Origin of the sequence: Alteribacillus iranensis (assembly GCF_900113025.1) — a bacterium.
GTDB classification, from domain to species: domain Bacteria; phylum Bacillota; class Bacilli; order Bacillales; family Marinococcaceae; genus Alteribacillus_A; species Alteribacillus_A iranensis.
On the sequence record NZ_FONT01000004.1, the window covers coordinates 46,849 to 66,186 of the forward strand.

General features: G+C 42.2%; 20 protein-coding genes and 1 riboswitch. Of the genes, 8 read left to right on the top strand and 12 right to left on the bottom strand.

The window, feature by feature from the left end:
* Positions 1–178: 178 nt before the first annotated feature.
* Together BM095_RS10065 and coaW are read right to left on the bottom strand one after the other, a co-directional pair.
* Positions 179–637, bottom strand: coding sequence for a MarR family transcriptional regulator (locus tag BM095_RS10065; RefSeq protein WP_177194781.1), 459 nt, complete (start codon positions 635–637; stop codon positions 179–181).
* 66 nt (positions 638–703) lie between these two features.
* Positions 704–1,537, bottom strand: coding sequence for a type II pantothenate kinase (coaW, locus tag BM095_RS10070; protein ID WP_091661143.1), 834 nt, complete (start codon positions 1,535–1,537; stop codon positions 704–706).
* A gap of 239 nt (positions 1,538–1,776) precedes the next feature.
* Between coaW and cls the strand changes: the two genes are divergently transcribed.
* From cls to BM095_RS10095, 5 genes are all read left to right on the top strand, one after another.
* A complete protein-coding gene (cls, locus tag BM095_RS10075) occupies positions 1,777–3,225 on the top strand; it encodes a cardiolipin synthase (RefSeq protein ID WP_091661146.1) in 1,449 nt (482 codons plus the stop codon).
* Positions 3,226–3,625: 400 nt separating this feature from the next.
* Positions 3,626–4,567: a metal ABC transporter solute-binding protein, Zn/Mn family gene (locus BM095_RS10080; RefSeq protein WP_091661148.1), complete on the top strand. Its 942-nt coding sequence runs from the start codon at positions 3,626–3,628 to the stop codon at positions 4,565–4,567.
* Between the two features lies 1 nt (position 4,568).
* Positions 4,569–5,330, top strand: coding sequence for a metal ABC transporter ATP-binding protein (locus BM095_RS10085; protein WP_091661151.1), 762 nt, complete (start codon positions 4,569–4,571; stop codon positions 5,328–5,330).
* Positions 5,308–6,231, top strand: coding sequence for a metal ABC transporter permease (locus BM095_RS10090; RefSeq protein WP_091661154.1), 924 nt, complete (start codon positions 5,308–5,310; stop codon positions 6,229–6,231). The genes BM095_RS10085 and BM095_RS10090 overlap by 23 nt, the downstream gene beginning before the upstream one ends.
* Before the next feature lies 1 nt (position 6,232).
* On the top strand, positions 6,233–7,129 hold the full coding sequence (locus BM095_RS10095; protein ID WP_091661156.1) for a metal ABC transporter permease: 897 nt from the start codon (positions 6,233–6,235) through the stop codon (positions 7,127–7,129).
* 60 nt (positions 7,130–7,189) lie between these two features.
* Here BM095_RS10095 and BM095_RS10100 read toward each other — a convergent pair whose 3' ends face one another.
* The 10 genes from BM095_RS10100 to BM095_RS10145 form a co-directional block, all read right to left on the bottom strand.
* The gene (locus BM095_RS10100; protein WP_091661159.1) at positions 7,190–7,627 is read right to left on the bottom strand and encodes a GtrA family protein; all 438 of its coding nucleotides are present in this window, start codon (positions 7,625–7,627) and stop codon (positions 7,190–7,192) included.
* A 33-nt stretch (positions 7,628–7,660) separates the two neighbouring features.
* Positions 7,661–8,812, bottom strand: coding sequence for a glycosyltransferase family 4 protein (locus BM095_RS10105; RefSeq protein WP_091661162.1), 1,152 nt, complete (start codon positions 8,810–8,812; stop codon positions 7,661–7,663).
* Positions 8,813–8,945: 133 nt separating this feature from the next.
* Positions 8,946–9,962, bottom strand: coding sequence for a ThiF family adenylyltransferase (locus BM095_RS10110; protein ID WP_091661165.1), 1,017 nt, complete (start codon positions 9,960–9,962; stop codon positions 8,946–8,948).
* Positions 9,962–10,729 carry a thiazole synthase gene (locus BM095_RS10115; protein ID WP_091661167.1) on the bottom strand — a complete coding sequence of 256 codons (768 nt, stop codon included), beginning with the start codon at positions 10,727–10,729 and terminating at the stop codon, positions 9,962–9,964. Before BM095_RS10115 ends, BM095_RS10110 begins: the two co-directional genes overlap by 1 nt.
* Before the next feature lie 5 nt (positions 10,730–10,734).
* Positions 10,735–10,938 (bottom strand): sulfur carrier protein ThiS, encoded by a 204-nt coding sequence (gene thiS / locus BM095_RS10120; RefSeq protein ID WP_091661170.1) that lies wholly within the window; start codon positions 10,936–10,938, stop codon positions 10,735–10,737.
* Entirely contained in the window at positions 10,922–12,061 is a 1,140-nt protein-coding gene (gene thiO, locus BM095_RS10125; protein WP_091661172.1) for a glycine oxidase ThiO, read from the bottom strand. The genes thiS and thiO overlap by 17 nt, the downstream gene beginning before the upstream one ends.
* Positions 12,062–12,661 carry a thiamine phosphate synthase gene (locus BM095_RS10130; RefSeq protein ID WP_091661175.1) on the bottom strand — a complete coding sequence of 200 codons (600 nt, stop codon included), beginning with the start codon at positions 12,659–12,661 and terminating at the stop codon, positions 12,062–12,064. It lies immediately after the preceding gene.
* Between the two features lie 73 nt (positions 12,662–12,734).
* A riboswitch (TPP riboswitch) is annotated at positions 12,735–12,841 on the bottom strand.
* A 271-nt stretch (positions 12,842–13,112) separates the two neighbouring features.
* Complete coding sequence (locus BM095_RS10135) at positions 13,113–13,895, bottom strand: FixH family protein (RefSeq protein WP_177194782.1); 783 nt, start codon at positions 13,893–13,895, stop codon at positions 13,113–13,115.
* Between the two features lie 95 nt (positions 13,896–13,990).
* Positions 13,991–14,890, bottom strand: a complete 900-nt coding sequence (locus BM095_RS10140; protein ID WP_091661181.1) for an AEC family transporter — start codon at positions 14,888–14,890, stop codon at positions 13,991–13,993.
* 318 nt (positions 14,891–15,208) lie between these two features.
* The gene (locus BM095_RS10145) at positions 15,209–16,687 is read right to left on the bottom strand and encodes a potassium/proton antiporter (RefSeq protein ID WP_091661183.1); all 1,479 of its coding nucleotides are present in this window, start codon (positions 16,685–16,687) and stop codon (positions 15,209–15,211) included.
* 244 nt (positions 16,688–16,931) lie between these two features.
* Here BM095_RS10145 and BM095_RS10150 point away from each other — a divergent pair, with 244 nt between their 5' ends.
* The 3 genes from BM095_RS10150 (at position 16,932) to moaC (ending at position 19,185) form a co-directional block, all read left to right on the top strand.
* On the top strand, positions 16,932–17,252 hold the full coding sequence (locus BM095_RS10150) for an ion channel (RefSeq protein ID WP_177194783.1): 321 nt from the start codon (positions 16,932–16,934) through the stop codon (positions 17,250–17,252).
* A gap of 79 nt (positions 17,253–17,331) precedes the next feature.
* Positions 17,332–18,645, top strand: a complete 1,314-nt coding sequence (locus BM095_RS10155) for an NCS2 family permease (protein WP_091661188.1) — start codon at positions 17,332–17,334, stop codon at positions 18,643–18,645.
* A 45-nt stretch (positions 18,646–18,690) separates the two neighbouring features.
* Positions 18,691–19,185, top strand: a complete 495-nt coding sequence (moaC, locus tag BM095_RS10160) for a cyclic pyranopterin monophosphate synthase MoaC (protein WP_091661190.1) — start codon at positions 18,691–18,693, stop codon at positions 19,183–19,185.
* Positions 19,186–19,338 lie beyond the last annotated feature (153 nt).

Below are 19,338 nucleotides of genomic sequence, written 5' to 3' on the forward strand. Positions count from 1 at the left end.
GCGAACTCGAGCCGATGGCGCCTGTAGCTGGACAGATAAGAAAAGCGCAAGGCGCCCGTCTATCGGCGACAAGCGCTGGAAACCCGTCGAGGAGGTTTTGCCGCCGCAGGACGGGTTGAAGCGACCTCGAGCCGACGGTACTACAAAGGAAGCTGCAGCACGTAACAGCTCCCTTTTTTTACTTATGATCTCTTTCCTCGTCGTTTCTAATCATTTCTTCTAGTTTTAGCAAAATGTTTCTCACTTGTTTCATTTCATCAAGATCTAGATTGGAAATATACTTTTCTAATATCTCGTCTTCAAAGTCTTCAAATTGCTGCTTTAGTATTTTTCCATTCTCTCCCAGAGATAATGTGATTTCACGGCGGTTGTTTTCGTTTATGGAGCGGTGTAACAAATCTTCTTTTTCTAGGTTTCTCATTGCCTGGCTAACCGCGCTTTTAGAAATCCCAAGTTTCTCTGCCATCCCGCTCAAATTCATATCCTCATGCCGGATATACAGAAGCATAATGCTCTCCTGCCTTATTGTTAACTGCAATTCGCTCAAAAGTGGGATTCTTGGCTGTAGGTATGTAGATATATTTTCAATAGAATAAATCGATTCTAAAAATAGTTTTCTGTACTCATGTAAAGCCACTATCGTCACCTCCCGACTGATAAACATTTATGTTACATTGAGTAGGTACATTTTCTCTTTTTCATATCAGTCCTGTGAGGATCGATTCATCAACGCTCCAATCGCTCCACTATACTCCCCATGCTCAAGAAAATAAGCGTTTTTCCCTCTCAGTTCGGTATACCCTTTTATGATTTCTTTTAAAGTATTATTTCCAGAAAAAGTGGAACCAATGTAGACAATGGAATCCGTATGTAAGCGATCTGCAGCCTGCACACTCATCGTAGTGATCGTTTCCCCAATCATCCTTACGACAGCGGCAATGAAATCCTCCTTCGGTAAGTGATTATGTTTCATTCGGCTCACGTTACCGAAATTGCTAGCGGTTAAATCACCCGAAATCGGTGGCGTTTCATGGGAATATATGTCACCTACCGTTATATTTAAAGACTTCCCATTTCCTTTTTTACTTAACTCTAATATCTTCTTAAAATCATCTTCCCCGGTTAGAAGGTAAGTTAATCCTAATAAAGTACCTCCCCCTATACCGCTTCCACCAATTCGCTCATAAGAATCACCATCTACGTAATGAATAGAAGTGCCCGTGCCGACGTTAGCTACCATAAACCGCTTGCCGGTTTTCGCGAGCATTTGCTCTTGTTCAAGCAGCCATTTCACCCCAACACATGTCGCTACGAATTCATTTACTTTTTTCGTCTGGAAGTCCAACATCTCTGTGAAAAAACCCGCTTTTCCCCCTGTAATTTGCACATGCGGATCTGAGAAATGCTGACTAATCCATTTGTTTATTTCTTGTATGTTCCCTGTAGGAAACACTTTATAACCATACTCTGCTTCCGTCGCATACACTATCTTTGATAATGTCCCCCCAGCATCGATTCCTATACAATCCTTCTTCATGGTAGAATGCTCCCCCTATTGCTAATCTATATATTTAACTAGTTGTATACATTGTTTGACTTTTACTATTTTATCTCATTCTTTTTGATAAAAATAGACAAAAACGGGTATTGCTTGTAACGTATAAATCACAGACCTTCTAAGGAAGATCATAGCTGAGACGGCATACTTCTACTTTGATATAATAGAATAAGCAGAAGAGACTCCGTTCAATATCAACAGTTAGGCGGGGAACGACAATGGCAGTGTACTCTATATTGTTAAGCTTATTATTTTTACTAAACATTTTCTTTGCCGTCATTATTATATTTATCGAACGCAGAGATGCAACTTCTACTTGGGCTTGGTTAATGGTATTATTTTTTATTCCTTTTTTAGGATTTATTTTGTATCTCATATTTGGTCAAAACATGAGCAGAAAGCGACTGTTTGATTGGGAAGATTTAAAGAAAATTGGAATTGAAACATTAATACAAGAACAAATTCAATGGCTTCGCGAGGGACGTTTTCAATTTCCAAACGCAGAGTCACGTGACTTTCGTGACCTCATTTATATGCAGTTAGTCAACAATGACGCCGTGTTTACTCAGAAAAACGAGGTAAAAATTTTCACGGACGGAAAAGAAAAATTCAATCAACTTTTGAAGGACATTGAATCTGCAACCGATCATATTCACATACAATATTACATTCTCCGCCATGACCACTTAGGATCAAAGCTCATTCACGCTCTTACAAAAAAAGCACGTGAAGGAGTCACTGTTCGTGTGCTGTACGACGAAATGGGGTCGCGTAAGCTCCGTAAAAAAGTGTTTTACAATTTAATCAAAGCGGGCGGAGAGGTAGAAATATTTTTCCCTAGACGACTCCCGTTCGTTAATTTGCGGCTTAATTATCGCAATCACCGGAAGCTCGTCATCATTGATGGCTCTGTTGGATATCTTGGCGGCTTTAATGTTGGGGATGAATACTTGGGACTAGATCCTAAATTCGGTTATTGGCGAGATACGCATGTACGCATGAGAGGCCAAGTTGTGAAAGCGATCCAAACCAGGTTTATTTTAGATTGGAATCAAGCAACCGGTCATCATTATATCCACTATGAAGATAGACTTTTCCCACCGATAGAGCCCCTTGGTGATTTAAATGCCCAGATCGTTTCCAGCGGCCCTGATTCGGAGTGGGAACAAATTAAGAATGGATATATAAAAATGATTACCGCAGCAAAAGAATCTGTCTACATTCAAACACCATACTTTATTCCGGACCAAAGTCTGATGGACGCACTACGCATCGCTGCTTTGTCTGGAAAAGACGTTAGAATTATGATTCCTAATAAACCTGATCATCCTTTCGTTTATTGGGCAACATATTCTTATATCGGCGAATTACTTAAAGCAGGAGCTCGTGCCTATATTTATGATAACGGCTTTATCCACGCTAAAATGATTGTTGTAGATGGCCGGGTCGGTTCCATTGGGACAGCTAACATTGACGTGAGAAGTTTTAAACTAAATTTTGAAGTGAATGCTTTTCTTTATCATCGACCTACTGCCGAGAAGATGAGAAGCATCTTCTATCAAGACATGGAAAAGTCCTGGGAGCTCACACCTAAAATTTATAAACAGCGCTCGCTATGGATTCGTTTTAAGGAATCCGTCTCTCACTTGCTATCTCCTATTTTGTAACTCTTTTCCCTGTTGTTCTGAAGCATAAGCGTAACCGTGCCTGCAATGGGCCTGTTACGCTTATTTTTATAATTTTTGCTTCGGATATTCCCGTTCTTCTCCCTCACTCCCTCTTTACTAATTGGTCGTTCTATTATCTTTCTTCCAGTCGTCACGAAATTTTTTTGTTTCAATAACACATATTTGATAAGACACTCATAGGTTACTATAACTCAAAAGGTTTGAATATTTCCTGATTGACATCATTTCTTTTCTCCTTTATTCTTTCCTTAGGTAAACTTATTAGCGCCAGTCTAAAACTGGCTTTCCTTTTTCTTAACTTTTTGCCCTAAGGAAAACTTTGTGGTTATAGTTAACAACCATACCTGCCCAAAGATTTATTTCGAGAGGAGTCAAAAAGATGAAAAAAATTTTTTCAATCTGTCTTTTTATCTGTTTGCCACTTTTCATTATGTCTGCCTGTAATGAAGAAAAAAGTGCAGTTAGCCAAGAGGATGAAGACGACCCCATTCAAATCGTGACGACCATCGCACAAATTGGAGAACCACTTCAAGTCATTGGAGGAGATCGTGTAGAGGTCGAAAGCTTAATGGGCCCTTCCGTAGATCCACATTTATATCAAGCTACCCAAAGCGACATATCCACTTTTGAAAATGCTGATATCATTTTTTATAACGGTTTAGGCTTGGAAGCCAATATGGTAGACATCTTTGAGGAAATTGGAAAATCGAGGCCGGTGCTTGCGATAGGGGAAACTATAGAAGAAGAGAATCTGTTAGAGGACGAAGAAGGAAATGTGGATCCCCACATTTGGTTTGATCTTGATTTATGGATGAATGCTTTAGATGCGGCTGTCGCAAGTTTATCAGAATACGCGCCGGAACACGCAGATTACTTTCAAGAAAACAAGGCTGCGTACTTTGCAAAATTAGAAGAGGTAAAACAGGACTCAACAAAGTTAGCAGCCCTCCCCAAAAATAAGAGAATTCTTGTCACGGCGCACGATGCTTTTGGATATTTTGGAAATATGCATGATATTCAAGTTATTGGACTCCAAGGATTAAGCACAGATAGTGAGATTGGCGTATCCGACATTAATGACACCATAGCTGTGATCGAGAAACATAAAGTGCCTGCTATTTTTATTGAAAGTAGTATTAATGACAGCTCGATTCAAGCGGTGATTGAAGGAGCGGCTAGTAAAGGATTGGATGTTGAATTAGGTGGTGAACTTTATTCTGACGCCATGGGAGAAGAAGGAACAGAGGAAGGGACGTACATTGGGATGTATCGTCACAATGTAAACACAATTTATGAAGCTCTAAGCGGAGGTGAGAATTAAGATGAAAGACGCAGCCATTCATGTGGAGAATGTGTCAGCATCTTACCGAAAAAACACAGTCTTGGAAGGCGTAACTTTCCAAGTACAGCCCGGTTCTTTAACTGGGATTGTTGGTCCTAACGGAGCAGGTAAATCTACACTACTTAAGACCATGCTTTGTCTTCATCCCGCTTTAACTGGTTCTGTTACTTTTTTTAACCAACCTTTTAAAAAAATAAAGAAAAGAATTGGCTACGTTCCACAACGCGGCTCTGTCGATTGGGATTTTCCTACAAATGCTTTAGATGTAGTCACCATGGGTTTGTATGGACAAATCGGCTGGTTGAAGAGGCCGTCTAAGGAGCATAAACAAAGAGCTTGGGAAGCATTGAAAAAGATGGGGATGGAGGAATTTGCAAATCGGCAAATCAGTCAATTATCCGGCGGTCAACAGCAGCGTGTTTTTCTTGCACGAGCTTTAGTGCAAGATGCCGACATTTATTTCATGGATGAACCGCTTGCAGGAGTGGACGCGGCCACAGAGCAAGCAATTATGACGATATTAAAAGAGCTAAAAATGAAAGGCAAAACAGTTATGGTAGTCCATCATGACTTACAGACCGTCACTGATTACTTTGACCACGTTCTCTTTCTAAATGGTAAAGTCATCGCGCATGGCAACACCAATCATGTGTTTACGAAAGAAAACCTTGCGAAAACATACGGAGGCAGTATTCAATGGGTAAAAGAGGGGAGTCAACATGTGGTCCATTCTATTGAGTAGTAATACACAGTGGGTGTTGGCGAGTACCATTATCCTGGGGATTGCCGCGGGGCTCGTAGGTTCGATTGCTTATTGGAAGAAGCAGAGTCTTATGAGTGATGCGTTAGCTCACGCTTCTCTTCCCGGGGTCGTAATTTCGTTTTTACTGATTGGCGAAAAGAATCTATTGATTTTAATATTAGGTGCAGCCGGAAGTGCTTTAGCGGGATCGTTATTTATTCAATGGGTGCAATCATCCACCCGCATCACAGAAGATACAGCGATGGGAATGGTGCTTTCTATTTTTTACGGATTGGGCATTATGCTACTGACCATTGCCAATCGAACCGCCGGCGGGAATCAAAGCGGACTGGATAGTTTTATTTTCGGCCAGGCGGCTTCCATGGTGAGATTCGATGTATTTACTATGTTAGGGCTGGCTTGTCTCGTTATTCTCGTTGTATGTTTAGGATTCAAAGAATGGAAGTTGTATCTCTTTGATGCTTCCTTTGCGAAAGGCACAGGGCTGTCGTTAACATTTATGAACATTCTGTATACTGCTGTACTAGTGACTACTATCGTAATTGGTATTCAAGCAGTAGGAGTTATTTTAATCGCGGCCCTCTTAATCATCCCCGCCGTAAGTGCCCGCTATTGGACTCACTCCTTTAGATGGATGTTAGTGTTAGCAGCGGTTTTCGGAGGGGCTTCCGGAGGTATCGGCACGTTTATAAGCGCGTTAGGAAGCGGCTGGCCAACCGGACCTTTTATTGTCGTAACCGCCGCCAGCTTTTTTACGATCTCGCTTATTTTTGGAAAGGAACGAGGCATTCTAGTCAGGTATATCCAATATAAGCTCCATCAAAAGGAAGTCCATGTTCGGAAAGTAAACACTCATCCTGAAGCCAAAGGAGCCAAATAATATGACATATTCTGCATGGATTATTATAACAGCTTCACTCGTAGGACTTTCTTGCGGCTTCATAGGCGTATTTCTTATTCTCAGAAAAATGGCGATGATGGCAGATGCTATCAGCCATACTGTATTGTTGGGTATTGTCCTCGCATTTTTAATTACAGAGAAACTGAGCGGGGCTCCTATGTTGATTGGAGCTATTATTGCTGGCTTGTTAACTGCTTTTTTAGTGCAATGGCTCCATTCTCTCGACATCCAATTACACGCGTCTATGGGAATCGTATTTACCACATTATTTGCCATCGGAGTGATTTTAATTGCAACCTCGGTCGGAAATGCTCATCTAGATGTACAGCACGCTTTAATGGGTGAGATCACTTTCATTCCGTGGAACACCATTACTCTTCCACTTATAGGACAGATACCACAAGCAACTGCACTACTTGGTGCAACCCTGTTTGTTGTCTTATTTTTCATCGTAGCATTCTACAAAGAATGGAAAATTACATCCTTTGATCCTGCCCTGGCCGCTAGCTTAGGCATTCCCGTCTTATTGATGCATTATTTATTTATGGGGCTCGTCTCTATCACCACGGTTGCTTCTTTTGATGCAGTCGGTGCCATTATGGTAGTTGCCATGTTAATTACTCCAGCTGCTTCCGCTTATCTATGGACCGATAGATTATCGTATATGTTGATCCTAAGCGGTGGCTTCGGTGTAATCTCGGCCATTGCCGGGTACTTTATCGCTGCATGGATAGATACCTCTATTTCCGGCTCTATGGCATTTGCCTCTGGTCTCCTATTTATAGTGAGCTTTCTTTGCTCTCCTTTACACGGACTTCTATCAACATATAGACGGTCTCGCCATAGAAAACTATCAAGTCACACAGAGAAAGCTTAAGAAAAGGGCCATCCCAATTTTGGGGTCGCCCCTTTTGATCCTTTCAACCAATTACGCTTATTACGCTTTCTTTTTAAAAACAAAGTATTTTATCATAAAAAAGCTCGCTGTAAACGAAAGGAACATTGCGGTTCCTTTAGCAAGGTTATAACGTATCCATCGTGGTACCCCTATCATTTGAAACAACTCGGAAAGACCGAGAAATACCAGGTTATTAATGCCCAGGCTGACAAGTCCTTGAAGGATAAAGGCAATCCGTTGTCTGTTGCTCTTCTCTGAAGCATGACGAAAAGTAATATAAGCATTCCAAAAATAGCTGTTTGCTACAGCGAGAGAATAGGCAATGGTGTTAAAAGCGGCTAAAACCATCCGATCTTCCGTTGGAAATAACAATAATAAAAGATTCAATGTACCGATATCAATACCAGCATTGGCCGCGCCGATCACACTGAATTGCATAAATTGAAAGGGACCTCTTCTCTTCTTATCTCTTTTCATGGCATTCCTTCTGTTATCCATTGCTATCCCAACTCAAGTTAACTTTTGCTGTTCTTCTGGTTCTTCTTTTTCTTCTATCGCTCCTGTTACCTGTTCATACCAACCGAGCAGTTGACTGGCTGCTTCCGACCACCCTAAGCTCGCAATATCTTCTCTTGCATTAACAGACAATCGTTTTCGAAGTGTGTCATCTTCAAACTTTTTTACTGTTGCTGTAAAGTCTCCTTCTTTCTCTGAATCATAAAGAAGTCCCGTCCGACCATCCTCAATTTGCTCACACGTGGGTCCACTTTTAGCTGCCACCAGCGGAAGACCGGACGCCATTGCTTCCCCAATAACTAATCCTAGTGTTTCTGTGGTCGAAGGAAAGACGAAAACATCTGCAGCAGCATAAGCTTCAGCTAATTCCTTCCCATGCATAAATCCTGTAAACACAGTGTCTGTCCCATCAAAATGTCTTTCTAACGTTCTTCGGTGAGGTCCGTCCCCAACGATCGCAAGAGAAAATTCATCCGAACTCTCCAACACATCTCTCACTTTTTCAATTTCTTTTTCGGCGGCAAGGCGGCCAACGAATAACAAAAGTTTACGATCTGTTTTTCCTGCTGTTAATCTCTCTCTCATGTGTGGATTGTAGTTCCCCGGGCGGAACATCTCTGTGTCCACGCCGCGCTTCCACACATGAACGTTTTTAAACCTTTTTTCCACCAATTCATTTTGTACGGTCTTGGAGGTACAGACATTGATATCTGCTTGATTATGTAGTTTTCGAAAATACCACCATATGAGGCCTTTAAAAGGAGAAAGCCGATAATAATCCATGTACTGTGCAACATTGGTATGGTATGAAGCAATCAATGGTAGTTCTAGCTTTTTCGCAGCTTGTACTCCTGAAAAGCCGATTAAAGCCGGGTTCACTACATGAACCACATCTGGGTGGAATTCACGAATATATTTGATGACTCGTCGATTAGGCAGGGCAAATTTTTTTGACCGATAAAATGGAAGAGTCCTGGCAGGTACCCCTTTCACTTCTATTCCGTTATATTCATACACACCCAGGTCCGGCGCAATAACCCGAACCTCATGCCCCTCGTCTAACAGCCAATCTATGCAAGCTGTCAATCTCGTCACAATACCATCAGTGGAGGGAAGGAAGGTTTCAGTCACGATTGCTATTTTCAAAACGAGGACACTCCCTAACTTCGTTTATTAACATACTGCTTTTATATTTTAACATACTTTAAAAGGACCCCTGAATTACGCTTCAGGAGTCCTCATTTGGTATATTTGTTCCACTTCAAAAAGTCGTGAAACATTAACCACCGATATATTTTTGATATAGGGCCCGCGCTTTTGTCTTATCATTCTCTCCATGGATAATCGTTCTACCGTCTTTAAATATAACAAAACGCTTATCCTCTAAGTGTAAGACGAGTAAGAAATTGTTTTCCTGTTTCACTGCGTTTGAATATCTATTTTTCAACTCAGGTAACGATAAGACTTGTTTCTTAGCCGGTCGTACCTGCACAGCATCTCTTCCACACAATACTTCTGTTTTCGTTCTATTTTCGTAAGCAAGATACGGATAGGTTGGTGCCGCCCCACAGGACAGACAGTCCTCTTTTTTTAATGAACGGACATTGATTGCTGACGATTCATTGGTCCATAAATCAAAAGAAATTAGCTTGTGACGAAGCGCATCGAAATTACCGGTCAGGATTTTCAATGCCTCTGCTGTCTGATGAGAACTAACCATTTGTACCGTAGGAGCAATGATTCCTGCAGTGTCACATGTTTCCCCATCTAATGGGATTGTCTCCATGAGGCAGTGCAGACATGGTGTCTCTCCGGGTAAGACGGTAAATGTAATACCATAACTCCCCACACAAGCACCATGTATCCATGGAAGCTCATGCTTCTGACAGAAATCATTGATCAACATACGTGTATCGAAATTATCCAGGGCGTCAATAAATAGAGAAGCGGGAAGAACGTTCTCAAAAACACCCGCATCCGCTTCCCCAGTTATTGCATCTATTTCCGTATGGGAATTAATGGTTTCCAGATGTCTTTTTGCAGCTTCTGCTTTTGGTAGTTTTTCCTCCGCATCACGCTCTGTATATAGTTGTTGACGATGAAGATTGCTCCATTCTACAAAATCACGGTCAATAATGGTAATTTTCCCTACACCCGCACGGACAAATGTTTCAGCCGCTGCACTTCCCAGCGCACCTGCTCCAACTACCACAACATGCTTTTCACGAAGCCGTTTTTGTCCTTCTTTCCCGATGCCTGGAAATAACACCTGCCGAGAGTAGCGATCATCTTCCATCAAACCTTACTCAATCCTTCCGTCGGACTGCTAGCTTTTGCATAAAATTTCTTTTCTATTCGCCCTGCTTCAAAACCTAACTGTCCTGCTTGTACTGCTAGTTTCATTGCTTCAGCCATTTTAGGTGGATCATTGGCATCAGAAACAGCTGTATTTAACAAAATACCATCTGCCCCTAATTCCATAGCATATACAGCATCTTTAGGACTTCCAATCCCAGCATCAACTATAACAGGAACTTGTGCTTGTTCAATGATGTGAGAAAGATTATACGGATTGATGATTCCGAGCCCAGTACCAATGGGGGCAGCCCCAGGCATGATAGCATGTATTCCAAGTTCTTGGAGTTTGCGCGCAAGAACCACGTCATCAGAAGTATACGTTAGTACTGTAAATCCTTCACTTAGAAGCTGTTCGGAAGCCCGCAGCGTCTCCACCGGGTCTGGAAGTAAGGTCTTATCACATCCAATTACCTCCACTTTTACCATGTCACACATGCCAGCCGCGTTTGCCATCTTGGCAATACGAACCGCTTCTTCTGCCGTTTTTGCTCCAGCTGTATTAGGAAGCAGCTTATAGTTAGAGAGATCCATCTTTTCGAAAGGATCCGGCTGACTTTCATCAAATATATTCATACGGCGTACGGCGAAGGTTAGCACTTCTGTTTCGGAAGCTTGTACAGCCTTCTCTTGTACCTCGGCCGTCCTGTATTTTCCCGTTCCTAAAAACAATCTAGAACGAAATGTATAGGGACCAATTTGTAACATATAATTCACCCTCCTCCTACAAAATGAACGATTTCAATAGTATCTCCATCCAACACTGGCTCGTTTTCATGTTTTTCTTTCACCAGAATATCGCCATTGCGTTCAACCACTGCTTTTTTCTCCTGTAATTGTAAGTGATGAAGCAATGCTTCTATAGTCTCAATGTTCTCCGGTAGTTGTTTCTCTGTACCATTAATGATTACTTTCAATGAGATCCTCCTCTGCTTTTAATGAACGTTGCGGGGAAAATTCGAGTTCCCATTCTGAATCTACCGTTCGTCCTCCAATTAAATCTGCTAAAAATTTACCAGTTAGAGCGGAAAGAAGAATACCGTTCCTGTAATGACCGGCAGCTATCCATAGTCCCTCTATGTGACTAGTCCCTAAATAAGGTTTTCCATCCGCCGTTTGCGGACGAACACCGGTCCAGGCTCTTTCGAATTCAGCGTCTTCCAAAGTCGGGATAAGATTACATGCTTTCTGCAGCAGCTCTTGTACAGCTCCAGCTGATACCCTTTTATCTACAGAGCCCACGCGCTCTGTTGCTCCGATAATCACAGATCCGCCTAACTTTGGAACAATATAAAAGTCTGACGTATGGATGGTTCTCGTGATCACCGGTCTGCGAGGACGGACAGATAAAATTTCGCCTTTGACAGGAATCATCTTTAGGCCTGGCACTCCTTTTATGTTTCCAGACCAAGCCCCTCCCGCAATAACGACATGATCTGCATAAAAAGTGCCTGCTGAACTCTTTACCCCCTCTACTTTTCCACCATGGTCTAATAGAGAAGTGATTTCTGTGAATTCTCTTATTTCCGCGCCTAAATTTTCAGCAGCTCTAGCGTAAGCCATCGTCCATTCTTTGGCTTTTACCTGGCCATCACCGGGAATGTAAAGAGCCCCTTCCACTTGCTGGCTTACAGCAGGTTCATGGCTCTGCAGTTGATCTTTTTCCCACCATTCCACGGGTTCTCCGGCGTGCCTCTGAAATTCCATTCTTCCTAATAATTGCTCTTTTTCCCTTTTCGTCCATGCCGTCTTAATCATCCCGTTATTTACAAATGAGACAGACACACCAGACAATGACTCCAATTCAGGTACCAATTCGGGAAACATGGACCGGCTTTGACGGGCAAAATCAAAAAAAGGACCTCGTTCACTAACCTCTACTTGTGCCCCTAACATCCCCGCTGCCGCCTGAGAAGCCTCCTGCGCAACCCGTCCTTTTTCCATGACGATTGTTTTGTATCCTCTTTTAGATAATTGAAATGCTGTAGAGCACCCATTCACTCCCCCGCCGACAATAATGACGTCATAATAGTTATCCAATCAAATCCCCTCCCTTAATGCTCGGTCGTAGTCTTTTACTCTCTCCAGGGGATTCTCTTTTTCATAAATCCCAGACATAACAGCAACTCCCTGCGCTTGGTATGCTAAACACGCTTGTACATTTTCAGGGTGAATCCCGCCTATCGCTATAATCGGACAATCTACGGCATAAGCCATCCGCCGAAGAGCTGTCAGTCCCCGAGGCATGATGCCCTCCTTACTCTTTGTAGCGAAAATATGACCAAAAAACAGATAATCAACACCATCAGCTACTCTCTCTCTGGCTGTTGGCTCACTATGAACAGAACTCCCCACAAGCAAACGTTGTTTACGTACGTCTATCGGAACGGCTTCCGGGTAATGGATGCCCGCCAGTGAATAAGCCTTTGCGATGGATGGATGTCCATTCACGATAATCTTTTCTCTTGGTACTCCTTCTTGAATCATGAGGGATACTACGTTTTCTATTTGTTTAGTTGTCCAATTTTTCTCCCGTATGTGAAGATAATCGGTGAAAGGATGAATTTGTTTATTAATATCAACGAGCGTATCTATCGATTGGCGTCCTGTCGATATGACATGTAACAATGGCTTTCCCATCCATACCACCCTCTCACATAAAAAACCACTTCCCCCAATAAGGAAAGTGGTCTGGTTACGTTCTTAGATTAACTCTCTTCACGTTCCACTTTCCTACGCTGGTATCATCCAGTTCAGGTTCAAGGGTTTTAAAAGCACATTTTAATCTCAGCCTATCTGAAGGCACCCCTAGTGGTTACTTCTATTATCTTATTGTCTAAATTTTAAAACACCTGGTTGGCTTTGTCAACAAAAGAACTAACAGCTCTGGACGTATGTTGAACTACTCCCACTTAGCATGAGCAAAAGGCATATTATCCAAGTGATATCCATACAAAAAGCTGCCTAAAGAAGGACGGACTCTCACCCACTTCCCTTGAACCGTTCTCAGGAGAGCTTTCTCATTCTGGCAGCTTTCCGCACCTTGAATATGTTATAAATAGGGGTATCTTCCTATCGTTGATTTTCTTCCTTATTCTACGCTAACTTCCTTCTCCACATGTTCATGTAAACCTCCATCGTTTTTAATGTGGACGATAACGTGGTAATCGCCTGCCTCTTCGAAGGTGTGTGTACCTGTATAAATGCTGTTTTCTTTCTCTTCAGCCTTTACCCAGCTACGCTCCTCTTCCCCGTCTCTCCATACCTCAAATTGGACATCAGCACCTTGTAAAGGAGTACTTTCATACATCACCTCATAAGATAACTCCTGTTCTTCTCCAACTGCCATAGGCTCGGATGACTGCAGACTTGCTTCTACAACTGAATCGGTATGGGCGTCTTCATGACCGGGATGGTTTTCTTCTTCACTCTCTGCAACCTCCGGATCCCCCACTATTATTTCTTCCGTTGGCATGCTGTGCATATTCCTAGCCGTGACATGAGCTGTTACGTAATATACTCCCTCTTCAGGGAAAGAATAACGAATTTCATATATGTCCCCTGCTGGTTCTTCCGCTAAAATTTCCTCACTGTCTTCTTTTCCTCCATCTTTCCATATCTCGAAAAGAACCTCACTGGCGTCAGTAACCGGTTCTCCCGATTGTGTCACTGCCGTGCTTATTGTAATTTCCTCTTCAGGATCAGCTTGTTCCACCATGTCTATTTCAACCTCAATAGGCTCTAGAGAAACATCTTCCGAATTCTCAGAGTCCTCTGCGGCTTGGTTATTATCACCGGACTCTCCACAAGCGCTCAACAAGAAAATCATCAAAGCACCCATCACGATAAGTATGAAATTTAAGCTTTTACTCATTCTCCAGCCCTCCTTATGTTTTGCCCCCATTGTAACTCTTCCTCTTAACCAACTTTCCCTTTAAGCATGACTAATTCATGACACTTCACTCCCCCTCAAACACCTAATATTGTAAGTAATATCCATAATGTCGGGACACTACAAATAGTAGTAACTAAGGTAATACTCGAAACTAGCTGTGGACTGGCGTTAAATTGGACAGCAATCATCGAGATCGTAGCAGCTGTCGGCATAGCAGAAGATACGATAATCACCGTGCTTAATACGTCATTCGTCTGTAGTAAGATCGTTAAGAAATAAGCGATCACCGGGGAGAGAACTAACCGAACAGTCGTACCTAAACCTACCATACCCCAATCAATAGAACCAATGGATATCTTAGCCAGTTGCATACCAAGAACTATCATAACAACAGGGATGGCGGCATCAGCAATCATGTTAACAGCATCCAAATAACTATTTCTAATTGGAATTCCAACAGCTTGCATAGATACCCCTGCTATCAAAGCGTAGAAAACAGGCATTTTTAATACAACTCGAAAGGCATCCGCCGGTGTTAAGCTGCTCCGATTCGCTAAATACACTCCTGCTGTACTCATTAATAAGGACTGAATGACCATAAAAATGATGGAATACGCAAAAGCTTCTTCACCAAAAGCGAATAAAATTAACGGAGCGCCATAGTTTCCCGAGTTCATGAATGTGGTAGCTAACGTCATCCCACTTTCTCTCGCCGTATCCCACTTCCCAATATATGATAATAGTTTATTAATGATCAGCATAATGAATAAAAACAAAATAGCAAAAGTCAAAATCAGCAGCAGATCCATGTTTGCTTCTGTTGTATAAAATGTACGAAATACTAGTGCTGGCGTTAAAATATACAAAGCTACTGCCGAGACTGAACGCACTTCGAGCAGCTGGCTTTTTTGAAGAAAAAAACCAGATAGAAAAATGAGAATAATCGGTATGAGAACATTAATAAAAACTGACATGAAAACCCGCCTTCCAATCTATTTCCATTAAGAAAAGCGCAAGCGCCCTGCTCAGATGCGACAGGTTCTGGAGGGGCAGCAAAGAAAGGTGCTCTTCCTTTCATTGTCTGCACTATATGGAAGATCGGCTAAAACCGTCTCGTCCTGAGACAGCGCCGATCTGACCCATGTCGTGTGGGCCTCCAGAGCGTCTGGCGCTGGAGCTAGGCGCAGCTAACCCTTTCACAAAAGTTATCTATAAGCGAATTTCTTTTATTTCCTATACAATAGGAAAAGCGAGATATACCTGTCACTATCTCGCCGTCTCCTTACTGCGCTTTAACTCCCTTGTTCCGGTTTCAAAAAAGAGCGCAATTGCTGTTTTTCTTTACGAGAAACTAAGATATATAAAAAATCATCTGTTTGTATTACCGTCTCCCCATACGGCGTGACAAGTTCTCCATCCCTTACGATCGCACTAACGAGAGCAGACTTCGGAAATTCAATATCCTGAAGAGTACGGCCGACTATTGGTGTCTCTTCATCTGCTTGAAACTCTATAATTTCCGCGTTTGCTTTTCCAATCGAAATTAACTCTAAAGAGTGGTGAGGCGTGTCTTTCTTCGGGCCAGACAAACCTAACCACTTTGCGACCCGCGAAATGGTAGAACCTTGAATTAATGCAGAGGTTAATACAATAAAAAATACAACATTAAAAATCAGCTGTCCGCTGTCAATCCCCGCAACAATAGGGAACGTGGCTAATACAATGGGTACCGCTCCACGCAGCCCCGCCCATGATAAGAAAGTTTTTTCCTTCAAAGAATACTTCATCCCTGCTGTAGATAGAAAGGTAGCTACTGGCCGAGCAACTAGCATAAGAACTGCTGATAATAAAAGTCCATTGATAATAACATCCAGAGAAAGGATGTTTTCAGGGAACGCAAGTAAGCCAAGAATAATAAACATTAAAATTTGTGCCATCCAAGCGAAGCCCTCATTAAAACGAAAAATGGAGTGGCGGTACGTGATTTCCGAATTCCCGATAATAATAGCCGCTATATATACAGCCAACAGACCACTCGCCTGGAATAGAGAAGTTACTGAATATGTAAGAAGTGCAAAGGATAAGGCAAAAATAGGATAGAGACCACTGGAATCCAAATTAATTTTGTTAATGGCCTTCGTAGCCAATTTACCAAATCCAATACCTAATAGTAACCCCACTCCCATTTGCCAAAAAAATGAAGTTGCCAACACATAGTAGTTAGGTTCTTCTGTTACTAAAATCTCAATGAAAATGATGGTAAGCAACATCGCCATTGGGTCGTTCGAACCGGATTCCGCTTCTAACGTTGCCGCCATTTTCGTGTTGATGTTTCGTTCTTTTAATGAGGCAAAAACAGCTGCGGCATCAGTAGACCCCACAATAGACCCTAATAAGAGTGCTTCTAGCCATGAAAAACCCATGACATACTTAGCGGCGAAACCAACAATTAACGATGTGATTAATACTCCCACCGTAGCTAGCGAGACTGCCGGCTTTACGATTGGCTTCACTGTCTTCCAGGTAGTATGAGTTCCCCCTTCAAACAGAATAACAACGAGCGCTAAAATACCTATGAGCTGTGCTTGTTCGGCATCGTGAAAATAAATAATTCCTAGGCCGTCACTTCCAAAAAGCATACCAATGAGGATGAACAGAACGAGGGAAGGCATGCCAAGCCGCGACGAAAATTTAGTTACTGTTACTCCAACAATTAACAACAAGGCCGCTAATAATATAAAGGAGTTAACGTCCACACTGCCACTGGTCATAACTTTCTCCTCTCGTACACTTGAGAACTCTTCAGTCTACGTTTCATTTTCATGATGTATTAGAATACCTATCCGTTATTATCCTAATTTTACCACAATACTTCTTTTCTAAAAGTGAATTGCTTTTCGTTCTCTTCTTCTTTTATACCTTGACACATAATATAGGACGAGAATGTAAAGAAACCATTTTCGGTGACTATACAGGCACGAAACAATTTTGAAGCACCAACTGGGGTTGATGCTATTGCATAGTTATGTAAAGAAAATTCTTGTTCTCGGCCTTTTCATTACAAATACGGCCGTGAGTTTTGCCTGCCTATACCTTTGGCTCGAAATAACGGATGCCGGTTATGTGATCGATCATTATGGCCAACACGAAGAGATATCTGTTATTGCTGTTATATGGAAAATGGTATACTTCAGCATTATTACAATGGCCGCTGTCGGATATGGAGATCTTACCCCCATCGGCTATGCCCAGCCGATCGCAACGATTCAAGCCATTATAGGATACTTGCTCCCCATTATTATTGTCTTTTTTCTCGCTGCTCCAGAGGAAAAGTAGATTTCCCCCTTGCCTTCACGCCTAAAAACGAATATTATAGTTAACGGATTAAAAATAGTTCGTTTTTAAGGTGGTATATATGTTTCAGAAATGGTTTAGACTCCAAGAAAACAATACGAATGTAAAAACAGAAATACTCGCAGGATTTACGACTTTTTTAACGATGGCTTATATTATTGTCGTGAACCCGATTATTCTCTCTGATGCGGGGGTCCCTTTCGATCAAGTCTTCATAGCCACGATTATAGCTACTGTTGTTGGTACGTTGTGGATGGCTCTCTTCGCTAATTATCCTATTGCGATCGCTCCCGGGATGGGGCTTAACGCTTACTTTGCTTATTCTGTCGTCGGAGCCAATGATCAAATTGGGTATGAAATCGCATTTGGAGCTGTGTTCGTCTCAGGGATTATATTTATCATTCTTTCCCTCACTCCATTCCGCGAAAAGCTGATCGAAGCCATCCCTTCCAATTTGAAACATGGGATCACAGCAGGGATCGGTTTATTTATTGCATTCATTGGTTTACGTATGAGCGGACTAATTGTTTCCCACCCTGATAACCTAGTAGCTCTAGGGGATTTACAGAGTCCTCCCGTTGTTCTCACATTAATAGGACTCGCGATCACCATCATTTTTATGGCTATGAATATAAACAGCGCTTTATTTTTAGGAATGATTACGACAGCCGTGATTGCTTTTTTTACTGGTCATCTAACGTTCACAGAAGGACTAGCTTCTGCTCCTCCAGAAATCGAATGGTTTGTATTCGGCTCACCTTTAGAAGCCTTTACTAACGTTTTCACATATAGTCTGTATGCCGTTGTGTTTTCGTTTCTTCTCGTAACTATATTTGATACGACAGGTACAATGATCGGTGTTGCGGAGCAAGCTGGATTCGTTAAAAATAATAAAATGCCGAGAGTGCGACAAGCTCTTTTATCAGACGCGATAGCTAAAACCATAGGATCCATTTTTGGAACCAGCCCGACCAGTGCGTATGTGGAGTCGTCCTCAGGGGTAGCTGCCGGAGGAAGAACAGGTTTAACAACCGTCACGGTTTCCATATTATTTACGCTAACTATTTTCTTCGGTCCAGCTATCAGTGCCATTTCAGGTTTGCCGGCAATCACCTCTCCTGTTCTGATCATCGTCGGGAGTTTTATGCTAGGCTCGGTAGCTCACGTGAAATGGCAAGAGTTTGATGAAGCGTTTCCCGCTTTTCTCATTATTTTAAGCATGCCGCTTACTTCGAGTATTGCGACAGGTATTGCCTTTGGTTTCATTTCTTATCCCATTATGAAGGTCGTAAAAGGCAAAGCGAAAACCGTTCATCCGCTTGTTTATGTTTTCGCCGTTCTCTTTCTCATACAACTTGTCTTTTTGCCGCACTAAAGCCATGGTATACTCAGTCTAAAAGCGTAAAGGATGGTCAAATTTATGGGGAATTTTACACATTTTAACGAGCAAGGCCGCGCCAGAATGGTAGATATCTCTGAAAAAAAAGAAAGTGTGAGAGTTGCCATTGCCCGATCCAGCGTAACAGTGAATAAGGAAATATATGATCAGATCCAAGAAGGTACCAATAAAAAAGGAGATGTGTTTGCAGTATCACAAGTGGCTGGTATCATGGGAGCTAAAAAAACAGCAGATTTGATACCTATGTGTCATCCTCTCTCTTTAAACGGAGTAGATGTTCATTTTGAATGGTCCCTCTCCACCGAGAAAGAGGAATATGTCATTCTTATAACTACGGAAGTGAAAGTGAAGGGTAACACCGGTGTTGAAATGGAAGCTCTCACTGCCGCTTCCACCACCGCTCTTACGATTTATGATATGTGTAAAGCGTTGGATAAAAACATGGTAATCGGTCCCACATACTTACTGAAAAAAACAGGCGGGAAAAGCGACGATTATGAACGAACTCAAGCGTAATAAGAAAAGCGAAATTTGTGGATGTTCGGTTAAGACCGTCATGTCCCGTGGCCTGCGGCAAGTGCGGATCTGAAGCGATCTTGAGCCGATAGCGACTGAAACTGGACAGCTCTCAAATGTTATGTCTTTCCAATAAAAAAAGGGCTGGCAAAA

Coding starts and splice junctions, on each gene's coding strand:
- BM095_RS10130 (WP_091661175.1), bottom strand. CDS start 12,661: ATGGGAAAGCCATTGTTACATGTCATATCGACAGGACGCCAATCGATA.
- coaW (WP_091661143.1), bottom strand. CDS start 1,537: ATGAAGAAGGATTGTATAGGAATCGATGCTGGGGGGACATTATCAAAG.
- BM095_RS10100 (WP_091661159.1), bottom strand. CDS start 7,627: ATGAAAAGAGATAAGAAGAGAAGAGGTCCCTTTCAATTTATGCAATTC.
- moaC (WP_091661190.1), top strand. CDS start 18,691: ATGGGGAATTTTACACATTTTAACGAGCAAGGCCGCGCCAGAATGGTA.
- BM095_RS10115 (WP_091661167.1), bottom strand. CDS start 10,729: ATGTTACAAATTGGTCCCTATACATTTCGTTCTAGATTGTTTTTAGGA.
- BM095_RS10140 (WP_091661181.1), bottom strand. CDS start 14,890: ATGTCAGTTTTTATTAATGTTCTCATACCGATTATTCTCATTTTTCTA.
- cls (WP_091661146.1), top strand. CDS start 1,777: ATGGCAGTGTACTCTATATTGTTAAGCTTATTATTTTTACTAAACATT.
- BM095_RS10110 (WP_091661165.1), bottom strand. CDS start 9,962: ATGGAAGATGATCGCTACTCTCGGCAGGTGTTATTTCCAGGCATCGGG.
- BM095_RS10135 (WP_177194782.1), bottom strand. CDS start 13,895: ATGAGTAAAAGCTTAAATTTCATACTTATCGTGATGGGTGCTTTGATG.
- BM095_RS10155 (WP_091661188.1), top strand. CDS start 17,332: ATGTTTCAGAAATGGTTTAGACTCCAAGAAAACAATACGAATGTAAAA.
- BM095_RS10145 (WP_091661183.1), bottom strand. CDS start 16,687: ATGACCAGTGGCAGTGTGGACGTTAACTCCTTTATATTATTAGCGGCC.
- BM095_RS10080 (WP_091661148.1), top strand. CDS start 3,626: ATGAAAAAAATTTTTTCAATCTGTCTTTTTATCTGTTTGCCACTTTTC.
- BM095_RS10090 (WP_091661154.1), top strand. CDS start 5,308: ATGTGGTCCATTCTATTGAGTAGTAATACACAGTGGGTGTTGGCGAGT.
- BM095_RS10095 (WP_091661156.1), top strand. CDS start 6,233: ATGACATATTCTGCATGGATTATTATAACAGCTTCACTCGTAGGACTT.
- BM095_RS10085 (WP_091661151.1), top strand. CDS start 4,569: ATGAAAGACGCAGCCATTCATGTGGAGAATGTGTCAGCATCTTACCGA.